Here is a 19630-nt window from a genome sequence, read left to right as displayed (position 1 = left end):
ATTTATATTTTGGTTAATTCTTACTATGTAAATTCTTGAAAAAATAGCTTGGCATTTGCAATAAATTTACAAATCGCTAGCCAATGCTGTTATTCTTTTAATATCTTGCTCTTTGCTTTTTGGATATATCATTAAAACTCCTTCTTTATCAACAATAATGTAATCACTTAAGCCGTGAATTACAATTATTTTATCGGCATCAGATCGAATGATGTTATTGGATGCATTTTCGAGAATAACTTTAGCATTTATAACACCATTATTATTTTGGTCTTTTGGCAATTTTTCATGAAGCGAACCCCATGTACCAAGATCATTCCAATCGAATGTTGCTGGAAGAACATATACATTATTTGCCTTTTCCATGACTGCATAATCGATAGAAATATTTTCGGCAATAGCATAATTTTTCTCAATAAAAATTTTTTCAGATGCAGAATTCAAATCGTTATAACCATTCATGAACAAAGCAATCATTTGAGGTTGAAATTTTTCAAAAGAAGAAATAATCGATTTTACACTCCAAATGAAAATCCCAGCATTCCAAAGAAAGTTTCCTGCTTCAAGAAACGATTTTGCTGATTCATAATCAGGTTTCTCTCGAAATTGATTTACTTTTTTAAGAGAATTTTCATCTGATTTATCAAATTCAATGTAACCAAATCCAGTGTTTGGAAAAGTTGGTTGTATTCCTAAAGTTACTAAAGCATCCTCATTCTCACAAAAATCAAAACATTGTTTTAAATTTTCACCAAATTCAACTTCATCTTCAATCCAATGATCGCTAGGAGCAACAACCATTAGTGCCTCTGGGTTTTGCTTTTTTATTTTTAACGAAGCATATAAAATACATGGAGCAGTATTTCGCATTGCTGGTTCCAACAAAATTTGATCTTGTTCAACCATCGGCAATTGCTCTAAAACCAAGTCATTGTATCTTTCGTTGGTAAGTATAAAAATATTTTCTGATGGAATTAATTTTGCTAACCGACTAAAAGTTTTTTGAATTAAAGTATCACCAGAACCCAGCATATCGTGAAATTGCTTAGGAAAATCGGTTGTAGAAACGGGCCAAAATCTTGAGCCTACACCACCAGCCATTATAATTGCGTAATAATTTTTATTCATTTGATAGCATTCTATTTATAAAGCATCTTCTTAAAGAATCGCTTTGTAAGAATTACAAATATATTTATAATAATTAGGATTTGTATCATTAAAAAGGCTAAAATACTAATTATCATACATAAATTTATGTATTGTAAATTTTCGTTTAAAGAAAACTCAACTTTGCTAAAAATTAATGAATAAGGAAATAGCAAACCTAATACTGAAATTAAAGTTCCGAAAATATGAATTTTTGAAAAATTATGTCCAAAATTAATTTCAGCTTTATCAAACAATAAATAAATAAGGAAAAAGAAAAAGAGAAGAATTGAAATTAACCAATAGAAATGATTGATACTTATAATATAATAAGTGTCGTGAACATTTATATCGAATGTTTCTTCATTAAATAAAAAGCCTAAAAATAATAGAATCAGTGAGGTAATCAATAGTAAATAGTGATTCTTTAATTTAAATTTTTCATATCATCCAGGAATTATTTCAACCTCAGCGTTTGCATTAAACAAAAAAGTTCTTCCTGTTTGTACCTCAACACATTCATATCTTTTTACTCGAAGCCCTTTTTTTTGAAAAATTCTTCCATTTTTTATTCTGAATAAACTTCCACTTGGCACTTCATGAATAAAATGAATATCAGGTTTTCTTTCATCAAATTGTTTTAATGCAAATGCTAATTTAGCATCAGTATCACTACTCGCCGTCGGATTCCTAAAATGATTAGCCACTAACGGCAACACCGAATGCGGAAAAATCTCTGGTCGAATAAATGGAACCATCAATCGTTGAAACGTCATCTTCCACTCTACTCCATGCGGCAAAATTTTTCTACCAAATTTTTCAAAAGCAACCAAATGCGCAATTTCGTGAACCAATGTTATCAAAAAACGGTATTTATTGAGATTTGCATTTACAGTAATTTCGTGTTTTCCAGAAAGACCTTTTCGATAATCACCATGGCGTGTTTGTCGTTCGTTAACGATTTTTAAATGCACCGAATTGGCTTTGATTAACTCAAAACAACTTTGAACCGCGTGTTCAGGTAAATATTTTGATAAGACTTCGCTCAAGCTTATGGAGTTGTAGAAGAAACTTGCAACACTTTTCCGTTGTAAAATTTATTTCCTGTGAGAGCAAAATCATAAATATAATTTGCCATTTCAGTTGCAGAAATTGGCGCTTCATAACCAGGAAATGCTTCTTGCAACATTTGTGTATTGACGGAACCTAAAGCCAAAACATTAAACGCAATTCCTTGTTCTTTATATTCTTCGGCTAATAATTCAGATAATGTTATAATCGCACCTTTACTAGAAGAATAAGCAGAAAGTCCAGCAAATTTCATACTTCCTTGAATGCCACCCATCGAACTAATTGAAACTACATGACTTCCTTTTTGAAGAAATGGAATACAAATTCGAGTTAAATTGGCAACTCCAAAAACATTGACTTTATACACTTTTTCAAAATCCGACTGTGTAGTTTCAGCAAATGGTTTTAAAACTAAGCTTCCTGCATTGTGGATAATTACATCAACCTTTTTCCAAGTTGAAGATAGAAATTGTTCTACTTGATTCATTTCTTCTTCCACAGAAATATCAATTGATAAGCAAGTAATATTCGGATTTTCGATTAATTCATGTGGTGTTTTTCTGGAAATTGCCAAAACTTGATGCCCAGCATTGGCAAATTGTAATGCCAATTCGTATCCAATTCCGCGAGAAGTTCCTGTGATAATTATGTTTTTACTCACAATTTTATATTGTTTTTTTGTGTTCGTGACCCGAGCCTAAAAGGCGAATAGATGAAATAATCTCCGATTTCAAAATCTATTTTTTTTGTAAAAATAAGAAATGAAATCTACTTATAATATTTTTTATAAAACTTAAAAGCTTGAAAAATTCCCAAACCTGCAAAAACCATTGGGATAATGATTTTCATTAAATATTTAGACAGAAAATCGGTTTCGTTAGTTACGTAATTAAGAGATAAAATTAAAACCAACATCCCCGAAAAAGTACCTAAAATGGTTCCCAAAACGTAAAAATATTTTCTTGATTTTGAAATTTCTATATAGTTCCCATTCAACAAATAAAGATTCCAACTGGTCCAAAACGGAATTTGAATAAAGTTCAAACAGCTTAAAATTAATCCAACAACAAAAGGAGAATAATTGACGTATTTATCTAAAACAGATTGATTAGAGGTTTCTTTTGATGCACTTGAATAAAAAACATAAGCTAACAGAAACATGAAAATAATAGAAAATGCTTCAATAAATTTAATCAGTTTTTTATTTGCAATTAATTGATTTGCAAAAAGTAACGTGCAATAAATTACAATAAATTCAATTGAAATTACACCTATTAAATAGAAAATTGTATCATTTATACCTGAACTTTTATACACTTCATATCCTACAACATTTAAATATCCTAAAGGAATTGACCCTATAAAACTTATTAAAAATCCAACGAATATGTTTTTGAGTTTTTGCATTAAAAATTTACAATCTTACTACTTTGCTCCAAATGTAATTTATATTCTTTCATTCCTTCTTTGTGAGCAAGATAAGGAAATCCTTTTTTATGGTTTTCTACACTAATTTTGTACATGTATGTAATGTGTCGCGCCAATTCTTTCCAAGCAAAAAAGATAGAATGTTTCGGGTCATAAATATGCGTCGGTTCACTTGCGGCACCATTTATTTCAACAATTGAAAAGCTTTCTCCATTTTCTAAGTCTTCCCAAGAATCGTACATTACGTCTAATCGACCGAAATAAAATTCTGGGATTTCTTGACACATATCGTCAATAACTTTCGTTAGTTTATCTGAAATCAAATGACTTGAATCTATAAATTTTGCACCACGAGCATGATTTCCGTAAGGAACTAGATTTCGTTTTTCGCCGACACCTAAAACGGTTTTTAATTGTTGTCCGTATTCTTTTTTTAGAATTGGCAACTGCAAAGCATATCTCGGATTTTTAATCAGCAAATCTTCCATTGTGGAAATTCCATCGCCTTCTACGATTAGAAATTCTTTAGAAACAATTCCGGTAATTCTTCCTTTCTTTTCACTTGGAAATCGAACATAGAAAATGCCAACTTCGTTTGGAAAAGGGATTAAATTTTGAACTAAATAATCAAAATTGGCTTTGTCGTGATAGACTTTTAAATCCTCAACAGATTCAATTTTTTTAACAGCTGAACCACGCAACCCAATATCAGGTTTTGCAATGAATGGAAGTTTGATTTGTGCCTTTTCAATTTCGGAAAGAACAACATCAAAGTTGCTTTTTTCTAAAACCAAATTAGTTTTTGGATAATATTTTTGCGGAATAATATCATAAATTTCCTTTTTACTTTCCGCCATAAATCCGCCATTTTTCATTGTTGGATTGCTGGCATTAAAAAAGAAAATTGTTCGTGATTTAAGAGCATAAAATGCCCACAAAAAATAAATAGGAATATAGACAATTTGAAACGGCCAATATTCCCAGTTGAAAAGTTTATGAAGAAATAATCTCAATTATATGGTGATAAATGTATTTGTAAAATCTTTTTGTTGCTGCAAATCGTAATGCGAAAGTACGACTTTATTTTTTTCGATAACCGTTTGGGTAATGCTCAAGGTTTTCATAAAGTCATTTCTATTGATTACTAAGCCATTTTCTAGATTTTCTCCTTCTGTATAACGATGAAAATTGAACATTTCTGTTGCATCAACTTCCGGTTTTGTATCTAAAAATGTATGAAACCAATTGGCTCTTTTGTCACGAACATCTTTTGGATACAAAGTTGAAGATGACCAAATATGATTTTGAGTAACGTCTAAACTGATAGTTGATTTTTCAATTTCATTCCATCGCAATTGGTATAATTTGGAATCTTGAAAAAGCACTAAGGTAAACGGTTCAATATTTGACAAATCAATAGATTTCCATGCTTCAATTGGCGAATCGGAACTGATAACATCCAAAACAATTAATCCGCGACTTTTTCTGTATGATGGTTTTAACTGATGTTTTTCATCGGCACCATTTAACAAAACCAAAACAGTTGCATCTTCGGTAATGGCATACCAAGTTCCTCCAGCTTTCGGATCTTTTGGAAAAATGATATTTTTATTATTCACCAAATAACTTTTGGGCTCAATTGCATTTGGACGAGCAGTCTTTTCATCACGATTGTGTGTTAAAATTGCTTTTCCGTTAGAAAAAACAAAACTTACTGTGCACATTGCTTTCTATATTCGATTGTAGAACGAGCAACTCCAAAGTTTGCATCAATAGTTATAGCGTCATTTTGTAAAACAGCAACCTTTATAAGTGCTTGATGATGAATGCAATGCTCAAGATTATATAACAACTCACGGTCGTAATTGGTATCAATTAGCAATTCTTCGCCATCGACGATTTGTTGTAATTTTAAAGATTTATTAGGTCGGTCAAGTTGATTGATTACTGAAACTATTGTTTGCTTAGCAAATTCTGTATCGGTTTGAATTTGATAATCTCTCTTTCTGTCATCATAATTCACAATCCCACCTTCATATTGATTTTCAAGACATTGAAACATTTCTATAATGTGACGTGTATGCTCACCAATTGTGGCATTACTTAATCCAAAACATGGACAAGTATAATCATCTTTAGATAATTGAGATAGTAAATCACTCAACTCGCTTAATGTTTTTTGAATAGATGGAATCAGCATATTTCTTGAATCTTTTTAAGTATTTACGTTATAGAATACAATTTAGATTAAAATTTAAATTTCAATAAATCTAAAAATCTATCTTTTTGATTGTAAACTAATAGTAAGCAACAAAGAAACGTAATTATTGCCAAAATAAAAAGTGTTCCACCATCGTTTTTTATTTCGATTCCTAAAAAAAATAAATGAGATAAAATAGCGCCTATCATTGTGCTCATTCCAAGCAATGCGCCGAAAAAAGAAGCACGTGGAATTAGTATTAAAATGGATGCAATTAATTCGACAATTCCTGAGCCGATTCTGCCATAAGGTTCAATTCCTAAAGTGGTAAAAATATAGACCGATTCCTCGGCACCACTGAATTTGAAGTATAAAGTTTGTAACAAAATCACAACTGCTGTGAGCCTAATTATCCAAAGAATTATTGACTTTTTCATCGGATTAATTTAAGAGTTTTTTCCAATTTGCATCTGCTTTTTTCTTCAAATTGGTTTCATCTTTATTCCAACTTTTTAAGGTATTATTGAAGTACGCATTATAAAATAAATACAATTTTCCGTCTACAATTTTAAAGGTCTCTGGATTAATCTCTACTTTTTCGCCATAATCACCCATTGCAAAAGCACACCAACCTCCATATTGCGGTTCGTAACTAGCAGGATTTTTAAGAAATACATCTTTGTTTGCTTGCGATGAAAAGTTATAAGTTACTCCTTCATGAGTAGTTACAAAATTTGATTTCCCTTTCACGGCTTTTTTCTGTGTAAAATAAGAAACTGGATCATATCCTTGAATCGCCGCTTTTTTATCTAAATTGAATTCTTTACTTCTTTTCGCTGCGTTTTGAGCAAAAGTTGTCATTGAAAGAAAGGCAACGACTACTATTAAAAATGTTTTTTTCATGATTGTAAAAATGTTTTTTTTGTTTTATAAAGCAAAGATATAGTGGGTTTTACAAGCATTTTGTCTGCTAGTTTACATTTGATTGAAATTAAAATGAAATTAAAATGAAATTCTATAATTTACTCCAGCAACAAAACCTCTTGTTAATCCGTCTGGTCTAATTTCTCTCACTAAAAATGGTGTTGCAAGCGAAAGTTCAATCGAATTTCTTTTATTTATTTGATAGGAGGTAATTAAATTTCCGTTGATTGTTAAACCATCTGAACCTTCAATCGCTTCTCTTTCACTAAATTGATTTTCGAAAGTATCTTCGCCTAAATGATAAATAAAAAGTACATTTGGCTTGAACGTAAATTTCGAATTTGTAGGTTTGATAGTATACGTTGTCCTAAAAAGTGCATCCGATTTTCGTTCGAATAAATTGGTTGTAGGAAAATCATCGGAAGCCGAAAATTCATCAAAATAGGAATTTTTATTATTGTTAAAAACAGGAATTTGAATCGCGGCATTAAAATCCCATTTTTTGTATTTCAAATTAGTTCCTAGAAATAAATCGAATGTCCCTAAACTCGATTGATAATCTAACGGAAGTGAAAAACCATTAATTTTGAGATTGGAACTTGTGAAAGGAAATTTCCATCCAGCCAAAGCGCTCCATTGCTTATTTTTGACTTCTTTAAAAGTGTAATTTCCAATAAGATAGGCATCACCAAAAGCTGCACGAGTTCCAAAATCACCATTAGCTGACGAAAAAGTGACTTTTGTGCTTAACGAAAACTTAGCGTTGAACTTTCTGGTGTAAGCGATGTAAGGAGAAATGTAAGTAATATCAGCATCACCAGTTCCAAAAATCGCGGCTATTTCAATATTGTTTTTTAATTCTTTTTCATCAGAATCAAATCCGTTTCCGATAGAACAAATTCCAGCATCGCTACAACCTTGGGCGAATGTTACTTGCACAACCAAGCAAAATATAAATACTAAAAATATATTTTTCATAATTTTAATTTTGAGTTAATGCTGCAATTGCAAATAAGTGATTGTATTGCTGACAATGAATTAAAACGTGTGTGTATTCATTAAAATTTACGTCATTTGGGATGGAATAAATTCGAGCACTTGTTAGATTTCCTAAAGTTATGAATTCATCTGGCGAACTAGATTTTGATAAATACACTTTCAAATCGGGTCCAGAACTTACAGAAAATTCGCTTAATTCTAATTTTAAAGCACCACTTTCAGAAATAATTTTGGCTTGACCAGCAACATTTATTCCAGAAGTTGGAGTAAAATTTCCTGAATAAAGAACTGATGCAACTGGAGAAATCGGCGGATTATCTTCAATAGATTTTGTAAAGTCACCTTCAACTTCGCAGGAGAAAAACAAAACTAAAATCGGAAGTAAAAAAAGTTTTTTCATAGCAATTTATTTTTGATTACTCAAAGATAAATTGTTCCTGAAAAATGAAATGTCGGGTAGTTTACATTTGGCGAAGAAAATTTTTACAACTTTTCAATATCATCAATTATAATCTCTTTTCGATTGTAGTAAATGATATTTTTTTCTTCCAATTCGTTTAATAATAATGTGGCGGTTTGTCTTGAAGTACAAATAATTTGAGCAATATCGGCTTGGGTTAAATAATTATTGATGGTGTATTTTTTACCATCTTGAATTCCTTCGCGTTCTGCCCAATCTTTTAGAAACGATGATAATCTAGTTTTTGCATCTTTGGAAACTAAGTTGGAATAATTGTTTTTAAAACGTTTCATTTTTAATCCAACAAACTTTGTGTAAGACAGCGCAAGCGTCGGATTTCGAACCAATAAATCTTCAAAATCGGATAATAGAAAGCTACAAATCGAAACCTCATCCGTTAAAACTTTGGCGTACTCGTTGACAGAATCATCTGCTTCAAGTGATAATTCACCAAACAAATCACCTTTTTGAAGAATCTCTTTTATCGTTTCATTTCCCTCTTCATCAATAGAAACAATTTTAATATTTCCTTTTTTAAGTAGAAAAATACGAGGTAAATCTGACGATGAAAAATAAATTATATCGCCCTTATTGGCTTTTTTAAACCCTGTAATAATGCACAATTGCTTAATTTGTGACATACTTAGTGTCCAAAATAATTTGTGATCGCGCAAGTACCAATATTTTAATTCGTCGTACATAAGTAGAATTTCTATTGTAAAAGTATTAAAAATTCGAATTCAAAAACAAAACCCTTTCAGAATAAACTGAAAGGGTTTGAATTTATAATTGTGTAAACTATTTTTTAAGAAACTAATCCTCTAGAAATTACAATTCTTTGTATCTCTGAAGTTCCTTCGTAAATTTGAGTAATCTTAGAATCACGCATCATTCGCTCTACATGATATTCGGCAACATAACCGTTTCCACCGTGAATTTGAACTGCTTCATTAGCCACTTCAAGTGCAATTTCTGAAGCGTATAATTTTGCCATCGCTCCAGAATGTGCAATATCTTTACCTTCGTCTTTTTCGCAAGCAGCTTTCATTACTAATAATTTGGCAGCAGTAACTTTCACATACATATCGGCCAATTTAAAAGCAATCGCTTGATGATTGAAAATTTCTTTACCAAATGCTTTTCTTTCTTTAGAATATTTCAAAGCAATTTCATAAGCTCCAGTTGCAATTCCTAATGCTTGCGATGCAATTCCGATTCTTCCGCCGTTTAAAACATTCATTGCGAATGAAAAACCAAAACCATCATCACCAATTCTATTTTCTTTCGGTACTTTCACATCGGTAAACATTAACGAATGTGTATCACTTCCACGAATTCCCATTTTTTTCTCTTTCGGACCAATATCAAATCCTGCCCATCCTTTTTCTACGATAAACGCATTGATTCCTTTGTGACCTTTTTCAACGTCTGTTTGAGCAATAACTAAATAAGTTGATGCAGTTGCACCATTGGTAATCCAGTTTTTTGTTCCATTTAGCAAATAATGATCACCTTTATCTATTGCAGTAGTTTTTTGCGAAGTTGCATCACTTCCTGCTTCTGGTTCTGATAAACAAAAAGCTCCAATCACTTCACCTTTTGCAAGTGGCACTAAATATTTCATTTTTTGCTCTTCGTTGCAATATCTTTCCATTCCGGCGCAAACTAAAGAGTTGTTAACCGACATGATTACTGCCGCAGAAGCGTCTACTTTTGCAATTTCAGTCATTGCTAAAACATATGAAACGCTATCTAAACCTGAACCGCCATATTTTGGATCGACCATCATTCCCATAAAACCAAGTTCGCCCATCATTTTGACTTGCTCTGTTGGAAATTTCGAATGTTCGTCTCTTTCAATAACTCCTGGCAACAATTCGGCTTGAGCAAAATCTCTAGCAGCTTGTTGAATCATTAAATGTTCTTCGGTTAGATTAAAATCCATATTTTTGTGAATTATTTGTTCTTAAATTGAGAGCACAAAAGTAATTATTAAATATTAAATTTCAAACGATTTCGTAATTTTAGCCAATGTTTAAAGAAACCTACAATGTTATTGGAGTAATGAGTGGCACATCGCTTGATGGAATTGACTTGGCACACATTAATTTTGCAATTAAAAACGGAAAATGGTCGTATGAAATCCATGAATCTGAAACTGTTTCGTATTCAAATGATTGGTTAAACAAATTGAAAGTTGCCGTTGATTTTTCATCAGAAGAATTGACTGAATTAAACGAAGATTACACCGAACTTTTAGGGAAAATCATACTATCATTTATAGAAAAATATTCTATTTCAAATCTTGATGCGGTTTCTTCTCATGGACATACCATATTGCATCAACCACAAAACGGATTTACATTACAAATTGGAAATCTTCCTAAAATTGCAGAAATAGTTGGCGAAAATGTAGTTTGCGATTTTAGAGTTCAAGACGTAAAGTTTGGCGGTCAAGGTGCACCATTAGTACCAATTGGCGATAGAATTTTATTTTCTGATTATGATTATTGTTTGAATTTAGGTGGTTTTTCTAACATTTCATTTGAATCAAACAACAAACGAATTGCTTTTGATATTTCGCCAGTAAATACCGTTTTGAATTTTTATTCCAACAAATTAGGATTGGATTATGATGATAAAGGAAAAATTTCGAAATCTGGAAAAATAAATTTGGAGTTGTTAAACGAATTGAATGCTTTGGATTATTACAAAAAATCGTTTCCAAAATCACTCGGATTTGAATTTGTTAAAGAAATTGTGTTGCCACTGATAGAGAACTATTCGATTGCAATTGAAGATAAAATGCATACGTTTACTGAACATATTGCTTATCAAACTTCTCTTGCTTTACCAATCAAATCCGGCAAATTATTGATAACAGGCGGTGGCGCATACAATGATTTTTTAATAGAGCGAATGCAATTTAACTTACCAAATATTCAAATAATCATTCCCGATAATAAAACTTTAGAATTTAAAGAAGCGTTGATTTTTGCACTTTTAGGAGTTTTAAAATTAAGAAATGAAGTTAATGTTTTGAGCAGTGTCACTGGTGCAGAACAAGATCATTCGACTGGAATTATTTTTATTCCATGAAGAACTTAAAATATCCAATTTTAGTCTTATTGATAATTATTTTAGGAATTCTTTCTAGAAAATTCTATTTTATTCCACTTTTAATTGGCGATTTCTTGTATGCTATGATGATTTATTTTATTGTTAGAATATTTGCAAAAAAATCAACATTATTAAAATCTGTAGTTCTTTCTTTATTTATTTGCTTTAGCATTGAGTTCCTTCAATTATACCAATCCAATTGGATGGTTGAAATTAGAAAAACAACTTTTGGACATTACGTTTTAGGACAAGGTTTTTTGTGGAGCGATTTGGTTGCCTATGTTTTCGGAATAAGTATTGGTTATTTTATTGATAAAAAATCAATTTAAATACAAGATTTAGAAAGCTTCTGCTATTCTATCCAAAAGCTCTGAACAAACACTTTCTAATATAAACAAATGTACTTCTGAACAAATTCTAATCTTTTAAAAAAGTTTATCTTTGCGCCACAAACAAATTAACTAACTAAAAACGAATCTGAAATAAATTCAGATGAAACACAATGAAAGACCTACTTAAAAAATTTGAAAACAAAGAACCTGAAATAATTTTTAACTGGAAAGATACTGAAACCGAAGCTGAAGGCTGGACAGTAATTAACTCTCTTCGCGGTGGCGCTGCTGGCGGTGGAACTCGTATGAGAAAAGGATTGGACATGAACGAGGTTTTGTCTTTGGCAAAAACGATGGAAGTAAAATTCTCTGTTTCTGGACCAGCGATTGGCGGAGCAAAATCGGGAATTAATTTCGACCCAAATGATCCAAGAAAAAAAGGCGTTTTACAACGTTGGTACAAAGCCGTTTCTCCGTTATTAAAAAGTTATTACGGAACTGGTGGCGACTTAAATGTAGATGAAATTCATGAAGTAATTCCGTTTACAGAAGAATGTGGTGTTTGGCATCCGCAAGAAGGCGTTTTTAACGGACATTTCAAACCAACAGAAGCCGATAAAATCAATAGGATTGGGCAATTACGTCAAGGCGTTGTGAAAGTTATTGAAAATACAAAATTCTCTCCAGATGTTTTAAGAAAATATACTGTTGCCGATATGATTACTGGTTATGGCGTTGCCGAAGCGGTTCGTCATTATTACAACACATACGGTGGTGATTTTCACGGAAAGAAAGCCATCGTTCAAGGATTTGGGAATGTAGGTTCGGCAGCTGCTTTTTACCTTGCAGAAATGGGTGTGAAAGTAATTGGAATTATCGACCGTGATGGTGGAATAATTAATGAAAACGGATTCTCCTTTGAAGAAATTAGAAGGTTATTTTTAAATAAAGACGGAAATAAATTAGTCGCAGAAAATATGATTCCGTTTGACGAAATCAATAAAAAGATTTGGACAATTGGTGCCGAAATTTTTACGCCATGCGCTGCTTCAAGATTGGTTACAAAAGACCAATTGGACAATTTAATTGCATCAGGATTGGAAGTAATTTCCTGTGGAGCGAATGTTCCGTTTGCAGATAAAGAAATTTTCTTCGGACCAATTATGGAAGAAACTGATAGTAAAGTGAGTTTGATTCCCGATTTTATTTCTAATTGTGGAATGGCACGTGTATTTGCTTATTTCATGGAGCGAAAAGTTCAAATGACAGACGAAGCTATTTTCTACGACACGTCTGAAATCATTAAAAAAGCGATTGAAAGAGCACACGATTTAAATTCTGATAAGAAAAATATCAGTGCAACGGCATTTGAAATTGCGTTAAAACAATTGGTATAACTATTGCTACTACAATTTTTAGTATATTTCAGCGTTAAAAAACAAATAGAAATGATATGAAAGATTTAAAAAACATGGATAATAGTTTAGATTCTTCTGCAGCCGATAAAAGAAAATCGTTTGTGGCAGCATCTATTATTTACGGAGTATTACTTTTGATTTTATTTTTTATTCGTTTTTGGCCTCCATCTGATGCCGATTTACTAGCAATGGCTGGTGGCGGTGGCGGTGGCGGAGTTACTGTAAATTTTGGTGATACCGATTTTGGTTCGGGTGCAGATTATCAAAATAAAGAATTGGATGTAAAAGATGTTGTAAAACAAACCGCAGCAGTAGAAACTCCAGAAGAAAACATTATTACAGAAGAAGCAGATGCTGATAAAACGGATGTTGTAATTGCTAAAAAAGAGCCTGTAAAAAATCCGAAACCTGTATTAAAACCTGAGGTTACTAAACCTGTTGAAGTAAAAAAGCCAGTTAAAAAAGTAGATTCTGCTTTGGATAATATTTTAAAAGGAAATAAAAAAGGTGGAGATGGAAATAGCGGAACTTCGGGAAATCAAGGAAGAGCTAATGGAGATATAAATTCTACAGGATATTCTGGAACTGGCGGTTCTGGCGGCGGAACTGGTGGCGGAAACGGAACTGGTAATGGCACAGGAACTGGAGCAGGAACAGGTTCTGGAAGTGGCGGAGGAAACGGAAGTGGCAATGGACTTGGCAACGGAAGCGGATATGCATTAACTGGAAGAAGTGCTTTAAGCAAACCAAAACCAGTCTATAATTGCAACGAAGAAGGTGTTGTTGTGGTACAAATTACGGTTGATAAAAACGGAAATGTAATTGATGCAAAACCTGGAGCAAGAGGAACTACAAATTCTGCCGCTTGCTTAGCAAGTCAGGCGAAAATCGCTGCTATGAATACTAAATGGAGCGCAAGCCCTGATGGAACTGAAAAACAAGTGGGAACTATTCGATATAATTTTAGTTTGAAGGATTAGCAAAAATTCAATTCGTAATTTATCCAGCCCTGATTGCAGAGAAAATAAAAAATGTCCCGATTGTTTCGGGACATTTTTTATTGTAACGGAAAGCAGGAAAATGGATGGCTGATAATGCACGAGCCATTCGCTCCTTATTTTTAAAATCTATTTAGAATTACTTGTTGCTATCACAAACTTTAATTTGTTCTTTACACCTATTTGCAGCACGTCTACTAGATCTTGTACTTGTAGGTTGAATGGAATTCGAATCACTACAGTTTGGTCCTTAGCATCGCCCATTTGAGCTAACAAAGTCGATTCTAATTGGTCGAAAGCTACTTCTTGTTTGTCAAGATAAAATCGCTTGTCTTCGGTAACCGACAAACTTATGAGTTGTTTGTTGGTTTTTTCGCTAGTCTTTGACTTTGGAAGTGTCATTTTTATTACGTTTGGATTTGCTAATGTTGATATAATTAGGAAAAACAAAAGCAAGAAGAACATAATGTCACTTAAAGACGATGTAGCTACTTCGGCGTGAAATCTTTTATTTCGTTTTACCATTTGGACGTTGAATTATATTAACAAAATCTAAAACTTGTTTTTGGATGCCTAACGCAAAGCTATCAATTCTTCCGTTGAATAAGTGGTAAGCTGCATAAGCGATGATACCAACTACTAATCCAGCACCAGAACTAATCATTTTTTCGTATAAACCTCCAGAAATGTTACCGATACTAATATCTTCAGTTTGCGAAATGCTGTAGAAAATTTTAATAACACCAGAAATAGTTCCGATAAATCCTAATGTTGGAGCAATACCAGCGATTAATCCTAATTGACCAAGCTTCTTTTCCATTTCACCAACTTCAATGTTAGCGGCACGTTCCATATTCGATTCAATTTCTGCAATTGGTCTTCCTATTGTTAAAATTCCTTCACGTAGCACATATCCTGAAGCTGTAGAATTTCTTTCAGCAGTTGAAACGGCTAAATCAATATTTCCAGCGTTTAAGTTGTCGCGAATGTCACGAATTAAATTAGAATCAATAACGGCTCTTTTGCTAATGTATAAATAGCGTTCAATAATTATATAAAAAGTATAAAAAAGTAAAAGTGCAATTGGAATAAGAAAAAAACCTCCTTTTAAAATAAACTCTAAAACCGAAATTTCCTTTGTAGCTACTGTACCTTCTATAACAGCTCCTGCAGCTTGAGCGAGTGTATCGTTTTGGACTTGAAGAAAAAAGTTAATCATATAAATTGTATTTTTGTATTAGTTAAAGAAATAATCTCAAATTTGCACTAAAGATAAATTCTAATACAATATTAAACTACAAAATTGAGATATTATTTTGTTTTAGGATTTTTTTATCAAAAAAGTAATGAACTATCAAGAAACAACTAATTGGCTTTTTAATCAGTTACCAATGTACCAAACGCAAGGAGCAACTGCTTATAAAAAAGATTTAACTAATACACTTTTACTTGCCGAGCATTTAAATCATCCTGAAAAAGAGTTGAAATGCATTCATGTTGCTGGAACAAATGGAAAAGGATCAACTTCACATCTGCTCGCATCCGTTTTTCAAGAAGCTGGCTATAAGGTTGGGCTTTATACCTCTCCGCATTTAAAAGACTTTAGAGAACGCATTAAAATCAATAATGAAGAAATATCTGAGGAATTTGTTTGCGAATTTGTTGCGAAAAACAAATCGTTTTTTGAAACCAATGATTTAAGTTTTTTCGAAATGACGGTAGGCTTAGCATTTCAATATTTTGTAAAAGAAAAAACAGACATCAATATCATTGAAGTTGGAATGGGCGGAAGATTAGACTCTACAAATATCATTACACCTTTAGTTTCTGTCATTACTAATATTGGATTTGATCATACCCAATTTCTAGGAAATACTCTTGAAGACATTGCTTATGAAAAAGCTGGAATTATAAAAAACAATATTCCAGTTGTAATTGGAGAATATACTCAAGAAACTAAAGAAGTATTTCTAACTAAATCCAAAGAAACCCATTCAGATATTTATTTTGCTTCCGATTTAATTAATGAAACTTACAAATCAGCTCTTCTTGGTGATTATCAAATTCACAATAAAAAAACGGTGCAACAAACAGTTAAGGTCATACAAACTCACAATAAATATAAAATATCAGAAGAAAATATAAAGAATGGATTTTTAAATGTAATAAAAAACACTGACATAAAAGGCCGATGGCAACAACTGAATGAAAACCCAAAAGTAATCTGTGATACTGCCCACAACTCACATGGTCTAAAAATTGTTCTAAATCAAATTCAAAACGAAAAATTTAACGAATTACACATCGTTTTAGGAGTTGTAAATGACAAAGATTTGAGTGATATTCTGCCATTATTCCCAAAAAAAGCAAAATATTATTTCTGTAAACCAAATATTCCTCGAGGTTTAAATGCAGGAATTTTAGAAGAAAATGCAAAAAAACACAGCCTCGAAGGCAAAGTATATAATTCTGTTTCAAACGCTTATACTGAAGCCATGAAAAACGCAACCACAAATGATTTCATATACATAGGCGGAAGCACTTTTGTTGTAGCAGAAGTTTTGTAAAAAATGTTTGCAGAATTAAAAATAAGCCCTATATTTGCACCCTGATTAAGGAGAAATCTTTAAAAGATAAAAGGGCGATTAGCTCAGCTGGTTCAGAGCACCTCGTTTACACCGAGGGGGTCGGGGGTTCGAACCCCTCATCGCCCACAACTTTTATCAAAAACAAATACTGATAATAAACACCATTATCGGGCGATTAGCTCAGCTGGTTCAGAGCACCTCGTTTACACCGAGGGGGTCGGGGGTTCGAACCCCTCATCGCCCACAAAAAAAGGACAAATCATAAATTGATTTGTCCTTTTTAATTATAGAAAATTTCTAAATTAATTGTCTTCATAATAAGAATTAAAAACACCAATTAAAGAAACTAAATTATCAACATTTAATTTTTCGAAAATTCTTTTTTTATAGGTACTAATTGTAGTTTTTTGCAGTTTTTTTATGAATGAAATCTCCAAATTACCATGTCCTTTAACCAACAATACAGCTATTTCCATTTCTCGCGTGGACAAATTATCTAATGGATTTATCGACTTTTTAAGCATGTAATTGTCAAGTATTTTTTCTTTTACATTCTGACTCATGTATTTACCTTTATCAATAAATATTTTTAAAGCATTCTTCATTTCATCTTCTGATGATAATTTACTTAAAAAACCATTAGCGCCACCATTAATATACCTAACTGCATAGACATCCTCTTCCAGGCCGGAAAAAATTAAAATTTTAATATTTGGATTTATATTCCTTATTTCTGTCAAAATACTTGAACTATTTCCATCTGGAAAATGAATATCTAAAATTATAATATCAATCTTTGTAGTTCTTAAAATTGATAAAGTTTCTTTAAAAGTTGATGAGTGAAAAAAAACTGCATCTTTAACTATATCCCTTATCATTAATAACACACCTTGCCTAACAACACTATGATCGTCTGCAAGTAAAAAAATTAGTTCTTTATTTCTCATCATAACCTTAATTATAAAAAATAGTCTTAGTCTAAAACACTTTATGAATCAATTAAATTCATAAATAAATTTAATTTAACTTTTGTCCCAGCTCCGTACTGACTTTCAACTTCAATAGTTCCTCCAAATAACTCTACGATTTCTTTACAAATTTTAAGGCCTAAACCAACACCTACGTTATTAAATCCATTTGAACCTTGGTAAAAATCTTCAAAAATATTTTTAAGTTCATCCTCAGAAATACCAACTCCTGAATCATTCACTTCTATTAAAAGGTTTATTTTTTTACTTGAAACTTTATTTGAAAAGATTTCAATCGAAATCGTTCCATTCTCTGTAAACTTGATGGCATTTCCAACTAAATTATAAAATAGCTGACTTATTTTTGTTGGGTCTGATAAAACTATAAATTGCTTTGAAATGTTTTTTTCTACTCTTAATTTATTTCCCTTCGTTAAAGCTAGTGGTGTGAGTGGGTCTACGATCTTTACTAAAACATCGTTTAAATTAAATTGAGTGTTTATTAACTCCATTTTTTTATTTTCATTCTTAGAATACTCTAAAATCTGCCCTGACAACAATAGTAAGGTACTTGTCGTATATTCAATAGATTTAAAAACCTCTTTTACTTCTTTATCATCAACTTTTGAACTAACCATCTTGCTGTAAATAGAAATAATGCTTAAAGGCGACCTTATCTCATGGCTAATCATACCTATTATTTTATTTTTATACTCTAAGTTATTAAGAATTATTTTTTTAGAGGTTACTAATTTATTTTCTAATTGAAATGCTAACCTTGTGAATCTATATAATATTATTGAAAATAATAACATTAGAAGAGTTAAAAGAAAAATAATATAATTTCTCTGTTTTAAATATTTCTTTGTTATTTCTGTAAAATTATCATTGTTTTTATTTTTTAATGAGTTTAATGAGTTGTTAAATAAATCTATTAAGTTTATGCTTGACTCAAGTAGTTTTGCATTGAGCTTATAAAGCTTTAGATTGTTTTTATCTGATATATAGTAAGCATCTTCTAATTTTTTCATGTTATCAGAATAAAACTTATCAGATGTTTTAAGTATATTCTCAATTTCATTCTTGATTTCACCTGTTCTTAATTTATTTTGGTATTTGTAACTTATTATAATTTTCAACTTTTCTTTTTGAATATTTTTTTTGTTGAAAATAGCATCACCAAGTCTAGAAAACAATCCTTTTCTTGCAACACTATCTTTTGTTACTATTGAGTCAACATTTACACTGTTTAGAATTCCGTCGTAATTAAATCTATTATAAGTAGATTCATCTTTTTTAGAAATCATAAAAATCTTGCTACTCAGAACAGAATCTAAATTTTGCTTTAAAAAGTAAATTTCTTCCATAGATTTCTCGCCTTTTTTCAAAACAATATCTAGACTATCTAAGTATGAATTTAGACCATCTAGTGATTCATAATATTTTAATAGTGATTTTTTGTTTTTATTCTTGATAAAATCTTGTAAAAAAACTTGTGATTTGTTGAGCTTAGAGTATGATTTAGTAGTATAATAAGCTCCGTCATTTGCAATAGTGACATCTGTACTTAGATTTCTTAATTTATTATCATTCTCAGTTTCTATATACCAAAAATATAAAACCAAACATTGCAAAACAATGATAAAAATTATCAATGAAAAGTGAAATTTTTTTCTATTGTTTATTTTGTTTAACAAGGCTGTATAGAATAATATTTTATAATATTGTTTTTTTGTTTTTTATATCAAAGGTTTGAAAAAAATTAAAATAACTAATCTATAAGGTCAACAATTAATTTTTAATATTAAAGGTAAATCTTTAAACCAAAAATAACATCCCAAACAAAAGATAGTAAAATTTATTCTACAAATTTAGTACACATTTATTTCATCGCTTGTAGAATAAGTTATATATTTTTGTAGAATTAATTCTACAAACTTTAAAATACATCCTTTTTCAAATCACTATTTATTAGTCA

At 31.2% G+C, this 19630-nt stretch carries 22 protein-coding genes and 2 tRNA genes; 7 read left to right on the top strand and 17 right to left on the bottom strand.

Annotated features, from left to right (window positions below):
* Positions 1-66 precede the first annotated feature (66 nt).
* From LG45_RS06675 to LG45_RS06615, 13 genes are all read right to left on the bottom strand, one after another.
* Positions 67-1128, bottom strand: a complete 1062-nt coding sequence (locus LG45_RS06675; protein WP_035125606.1) for a mannose-1-phosphate guanylyltransferase — start codon at positions 1126-1128, stop codon at positions 67-69.
* A 464-nt stretch (positions 1129-1592) separates the two neighbouring features.
* Positions 1593-2195 (bottom strand): SprT-like domain-containing protein, encoded by a 603-nt coding sequence (locus tag LG45_RS06670; protein ID WP_035125605.1) that lies wholly within the window; start codon positions 2193-2195, stop codon positions 1593-1595.
* Between the two features lie 2 nt (positions 2196-2197).
* Complete coding sequence (locus LG45_RS06665; RefSeq protein ID WP_035125604.1) at positions 2198-2881, bottom strand: SDR family NAD(P)-dependent oxidoreductase; 684 nt, start codon at positions 2879-2881, stop codon at positions 2198-2200.
* Between the two features lie 104 nt (positions 2882-2985).
* Positions 2986-3624, bottom strand: a complete 639-nt coding sequence (locus LG45_RS06660) for a hypothetical protein (protein WP_035125603.1) — start codon at positions 3622-3624, stop codon at positions 2986-2988.
* Complete coding sequence (locus LG45_RS06655; RefSeq protein WP_307725780.1) at positions 3624-4502, bottom strand: ATP-grasp domain-containing protein; 879 nt, start codon at positions 4500-4502, stop codon at positions 3624-3626. Before LG45_RS06655 ends, LG45_RS06660 begins: the two co-directional genes overlap by 1 nt.
* Before the next feature lie 156 nt (positions 4503-4658).
* A complete protein-coding gene (locus LG45_RS06650) occupies positions 4659-5369 on the bottom strand; it encodes an NRDE family protein (RefSeq protein WP_035125601.1) in 711 nt (236 codons plus the stop codon).
* The gene (locus LG45_RS06645; RefSeq protein WP_035125600.1) at positions 5357-5845 is read right to left on the bottom strand and encodes a DinB family protein; all 489 of its coding nucleotides are present in this window, start codon (positions 5843-5845) and stop codon (positions 5357-5359) included. The genes LG45_RS06650 and LG45_RS06645 overlap by 13 nt, the downstream gene beginning before the upstream one ends.
* Before the next feature lie 47 nt (positions 5846-5892).
* Positions 5893-6282 (bottom strand): DoxX family membrane protein, encoded by a 390-nt coding sequence (locus LG45_RS06640; RefSeq protein ID WP_035125599.1) that lies wholly within the window; start codon positions 6280-6282, stop codon positions 5893-5895.
* 4 nt (positions 6283-6286) lie between these two features.
* A complete protein-coding gene (locus LG45_RS06635; RefSeq protein WP_035125598.1) occupies positions 6287-6748 on the bottom strand; it encodes a YHS domain-containing (seleno)protein in 462 nt (153 codons plus the stop codon).
* 99 nt (positions 6749-6847) lie between these two features.
* A complete protein-coding gene (locus LG45_RS06630) occupies positions 6848-7747 on the bottom strand; it encodes a hypothetical protein (RefSeq protein WP_035125597.1) in 900 nt (299 codons plus the stop codon).
* A gap of 4 nt (positions 7748-7751) precedes the next feature.
* Complete coding sequence (locus tag LG45_RS16055; RefSeq protein WP_052087513.1) at positions 7752-8168, bottom strand: DM13 domain-containing protein; 417 nt, start codon at positions 8166-8168, stop codon at positions 7752-7754.
* A gap of 83 nt (positions 8169-8251) precedes the next feature.
* A complete protein-coding gene (locus LG45_RS06620) occupies positions 8252-8929 on the bottom strand; it encodes a Crp/Fnr family transcriptional regulator (RefSeq protein WP_035125596.1) in 678 nt (225 codons plus the stop codon).
* 104 nt (positions 8930-9033) lie between these two features.
* The gene (locus LG45_RS06615; protein WP_035125595.1) at positions 9034-10173 is read right to left on the bottom strand and encodes an acyl-CoA dehydrogenase family protein; all 1140 of its coding nucleotides are present in this window, start codon (positions 10171-10173) and stop codon (positions 9034-9036) included.
* 86 nt (positions 10174-10259) lie between these two features.
* Here LG45_RS06615 and LG45_RS06610 point away from each other — a divergent pair, with 86 nt between their 5' ends.
* From LG45_RS06610 to LG45_RS06595, 4 genes are all read left to right on the top strand, one after another.
* Positions 10260-11327 carry an anhydro-N-acetylmuramic acid kinase gene (locus LG45_RS06610; protein WP_035125594.1) on the top strand — a complete coding sequence of 356 codons (1068 nt, stop codon included), beginning with the start codon at positions 10260-10262 and terminating at the stop codon, positions 11325-11327.
* Positions 11324-11677: a ribosomal maturation YjgA family protein gene (locus tag LG45_RS06605; protein ID WP_035125593.1), complete on the top strand. Its 354-nt coding sequence runs from the start codon at positions 11324-11326 to the stop codon at positions 11675-11677. Before LG45_RS06610 ends, LG45_RS06605 begins: the two co-directional genes overlap by 4 nt.
* Before the next feature lie 173 nt (positions 11678-11850).
* The gene (locus LG45_RS06600) at positions 11851-13077 is read left to right on the top strand and encodes a Glu/Leu/Phe/Val dehydrogenase dimerization domain-containing protein (RefSeq protein ID WP_035125592.1); all 1227 of its coding nucleotides are present in this window, start codon (positions 11851-11853) and stop codon (positions 13075-13077) included.
* A gap of 56 nt (positions 13078-13133) precedes the next feature.
* The gene (locus tag LG45_RS06595; protein ID WP_240471831.1) at positions 13134-14078 is read left to right on the top strand and encodes an energy transducer TonB family protein; all 945 of its coding nucleotides are present in this window, start codon (positions 13134-13136) and stop codon (positions 14076-14078) included.
* A 147-nt stretch (positions 14079-14225) separates the two neighbouring features.
* Here LG45_RS06595 and LG45_RS06590 read toward each other — a convergent pair whose 3' ends face one another.
* Together LG45_RS06590 and LG45_RS06585 are read right to left on the bottom strand one after the other, a co-directional pair.
* Entirely contained in the window at positions 14226-14621 is a 396-nt protein-coding gene (locus tag LG45_RS06590) for an ExbD/TolR family protein (RefSeq protein WP_035125591.1), read from the bottom strand.
* Entirely contained in the window at positions 14605-15315 is a 711-nt protein-coding gene (locus LG45_RS06585) for a MotA/TolQ/ExbB proton channel family protein (RefSeq protein ID WP_035125590.1), read from the bottom strand. The genes LG45_RS06590 and LG45_RS06585 overlap by 17 nt, the downstream gene beginning before the upstream one ends.
* A 127-nt stretch (positions 15316-15442) precedes the next feature.
* Between LG45_RS06585 and LG45_RS06580 the strand changes: the two genes are divergently transcribed.
* The 3 genes from LG45_RS06580 to LG45_RS06570 all read left to right on the top strand — a co-directional run bounded on the left by LG45_RS06580 (position 15443) and on the right by LG45_RS06570 (position 16928).
* The gene (locus LG45_RS06580; RefSeq protein WP_035125589.1) at positions 15443-16663 is read left to right on the top strand and encodes a bifunctional folylpolyglutamate synthase/dihydrofolate synthase; all 1221 of its coding nucleotides are present in this window, start codon (positions 15443-15445) and stop codon (positions 16661-16663) included.
* 72 nt (positions 16664-16735) lie between these two features.
* Positions 16736-16810, top strand: a tRNA-Val gene (locus LG45_RS06575).
* Positions 16811-16853: 43 nt separating this feature from the next.
* Positions 16854-16928, top strand: a tRNA-Val gene (locus LG45_RS06570).
* A gap of 58 nt (positions 16929-16986) precedes the next feature.
* Here the strand turns inward: LG45_RS06570 and LG45_RS06565 are convergent.
* Entirely contained in the window at positions 16987-17631 is a 645-nt protein-coding gene (locus tag LG45_RS06565; protein WP_035125588.1) for a response regulator transcription factor, read from the bottom strand.
* A gap of 41 nt (positions 17632-17672) precedes the next feature.
* Positions 17673-19307: a sensor histidine kinase gene (locus LG45_RS06560; protein ID WP_131494642.1), complete on the bottom strand. Its 1635-nt coding sequence runs from the start codon at positions 19305-19307 to the stop codon at positions 17673-17675.
* Between the last annotated feature and the right edge of the window lie 323 nt (positions 19308-19630).

It is taken from the genome of Flavobacterium aquatile LMG 4008 = ATCC 11947 (assembly GCF_000757385.1).
Taxonomy (GTDB): domain Bacteria; phylum Bacteroidota; class Bacteroidia; order Flavobacteriales; family Flavobacteriaceae; genus Flavobacterium; species Flavobacterium aquatile.
Note: the sequence above shows the minus strand (reverse complement) of the source record. Positions and strands in the feature narration are given on the sequence as shown.

What these genes read in the sequence shown, in the direction of transcription:
- LG45_RS06645 (WP_035125600.1), bottom strand. Translation starts at nt 5,845, where the DNA reads ATGCTGATTCCATCTATTCAAAAAACATTAAGCGAGTTGAGTGATTTA.
- LG45_RS06605 (WP_035125593.1), top strand. Translation starts at nt 11,324, where the DNA reads ATGAAGAACTTAAAATATCCAATTTTAGTCTTATTGATAATTATTTTA.
- LG45_RS06565 (WP_035125588.1), bottom strand. Translation starts at nt 17,631, where the DNA reads ATGAGAAATAAAGAACTAATTTTTTTACTTGCAGACGATCATAGTGTT.
- LG45_RS06640 (WP_035125599.1), bottom strand. Translation starts at nt 6,282, where the DNA reads ATGAAAAAGTCAATAATTCTTTGGATAATTAGGCTCACAGCAGTTGTG.
- LG45_RS06635 (WP_035125598.1), bottom strand. Translation starts at nt 6,748, where the DNA reads ATGAAAAAAACATTTTTAATAGTAGTCGTTGCCTTTCTTTCAATGACA.
- LG45_RS06595 (WP_240471831.1), top strand. Translation starts at nt 13,134, where the DNA reads ATGAAAGATTTAAAAAACATGGATAATAGTTTAGATTCTTCTGCAGCC.
- LG45_RS06580 (WP_035125589.1), top strand. Translation starts at nt 15,443, where the DNA reads ATGAACTATCAAGAAACAACTAATTGGCTTTTTAATCAGTTACCAATG.
- LG45_RS06675 (WP_035125606.1), bottom strand. Translation starts at nt 1,128, where the DNA reads ATGAATAAAAATTATTACGCAATTATAATGGCTGGTGGTGTAGGCTCA.
- LG45_RS06615 (WP_035125595.1), bottom strand. Translation starts at nt 10,173, where the DNA reads ATGGATTTTAATCTAACCGAAGAACATTTAATGATTCAACAAGCTGCT.
- LG45_RS06585 (WP_035125590.1), bottom strand. Translation starts at nt 15,315, where the DNA reads ATGATTAACTTTTTTCTTCAAGTCCAAAACGATACACTCGCTCAAGCT.
- LG45_RS16055 (WP_052087513.1), bottom strand. Translation starts at nt 8,168, where the DNA reads ATGAAAAAACTTTTTTTACTTCCGATTTTAGTTTTGTTTTTCTCCTGC.
- LG45_RS06620 (WP_035125596.1), bottom strand. Translation starts at nt 8,929, where the DNA reads ATGTACGACGAATTAAAATATTGGTACTTGCGCGATCACAAATTATTT.
- LG45_RS06590 (WP_035125591.1), bottom strand. Translation starts at nt 14,621, where the DNA reads ATGGTAAAACGAAATAAAAGATTTCACGCCGAAGTAGCTACATCGTCT.
- LG45_RS06650 (WP_035125601.1), bottom strand. Translation starts at nt 5,369, where the DNA reads ATGTGCACAGTAAGTTTTGTTTTTTCTAACGGAAAAGCAATTTTAACA.
- LG45_RS06655 (WP_307725780.1), bottom strand. Translation starts at nt 4,502, where the DNA reads ATGGCGGAAAGTAAAAAGGAAATTTATGATATTATTCCGCAAAAATAT.
- LG45_RS06660 (WP_035125603.1), bottom strand. Translation starts at nt 3,624, where the DNA reads ATGCAAAAACTCAAAAACATATTCGTTGGATTTTTAATAAGTTTTATA.
- LG45_RS06630 (WP_035125597.1), bottom strand. Translation starts at nt 7,747, where the DNA reads ATGAAAAATATATTTTTAGTATTTATATTTTGCTTGGTTGTGCAAGTA.
- LG45_RS06610 (WP_035125594.1), top strand. Translation starts at nt 10,260, where the DNA reads ATGTTTAAAGAAACCTACAATGTTATTGGAGTAATGAGTGGCACATCG.
- LG45_RS06600 (WP_035125592.1), top strand. Translation starts at nt 11,851, where the DNA reads ATGAAAGACCTACTTAAAAAATTTGAAAACAAAGAACCTGAAATAATT.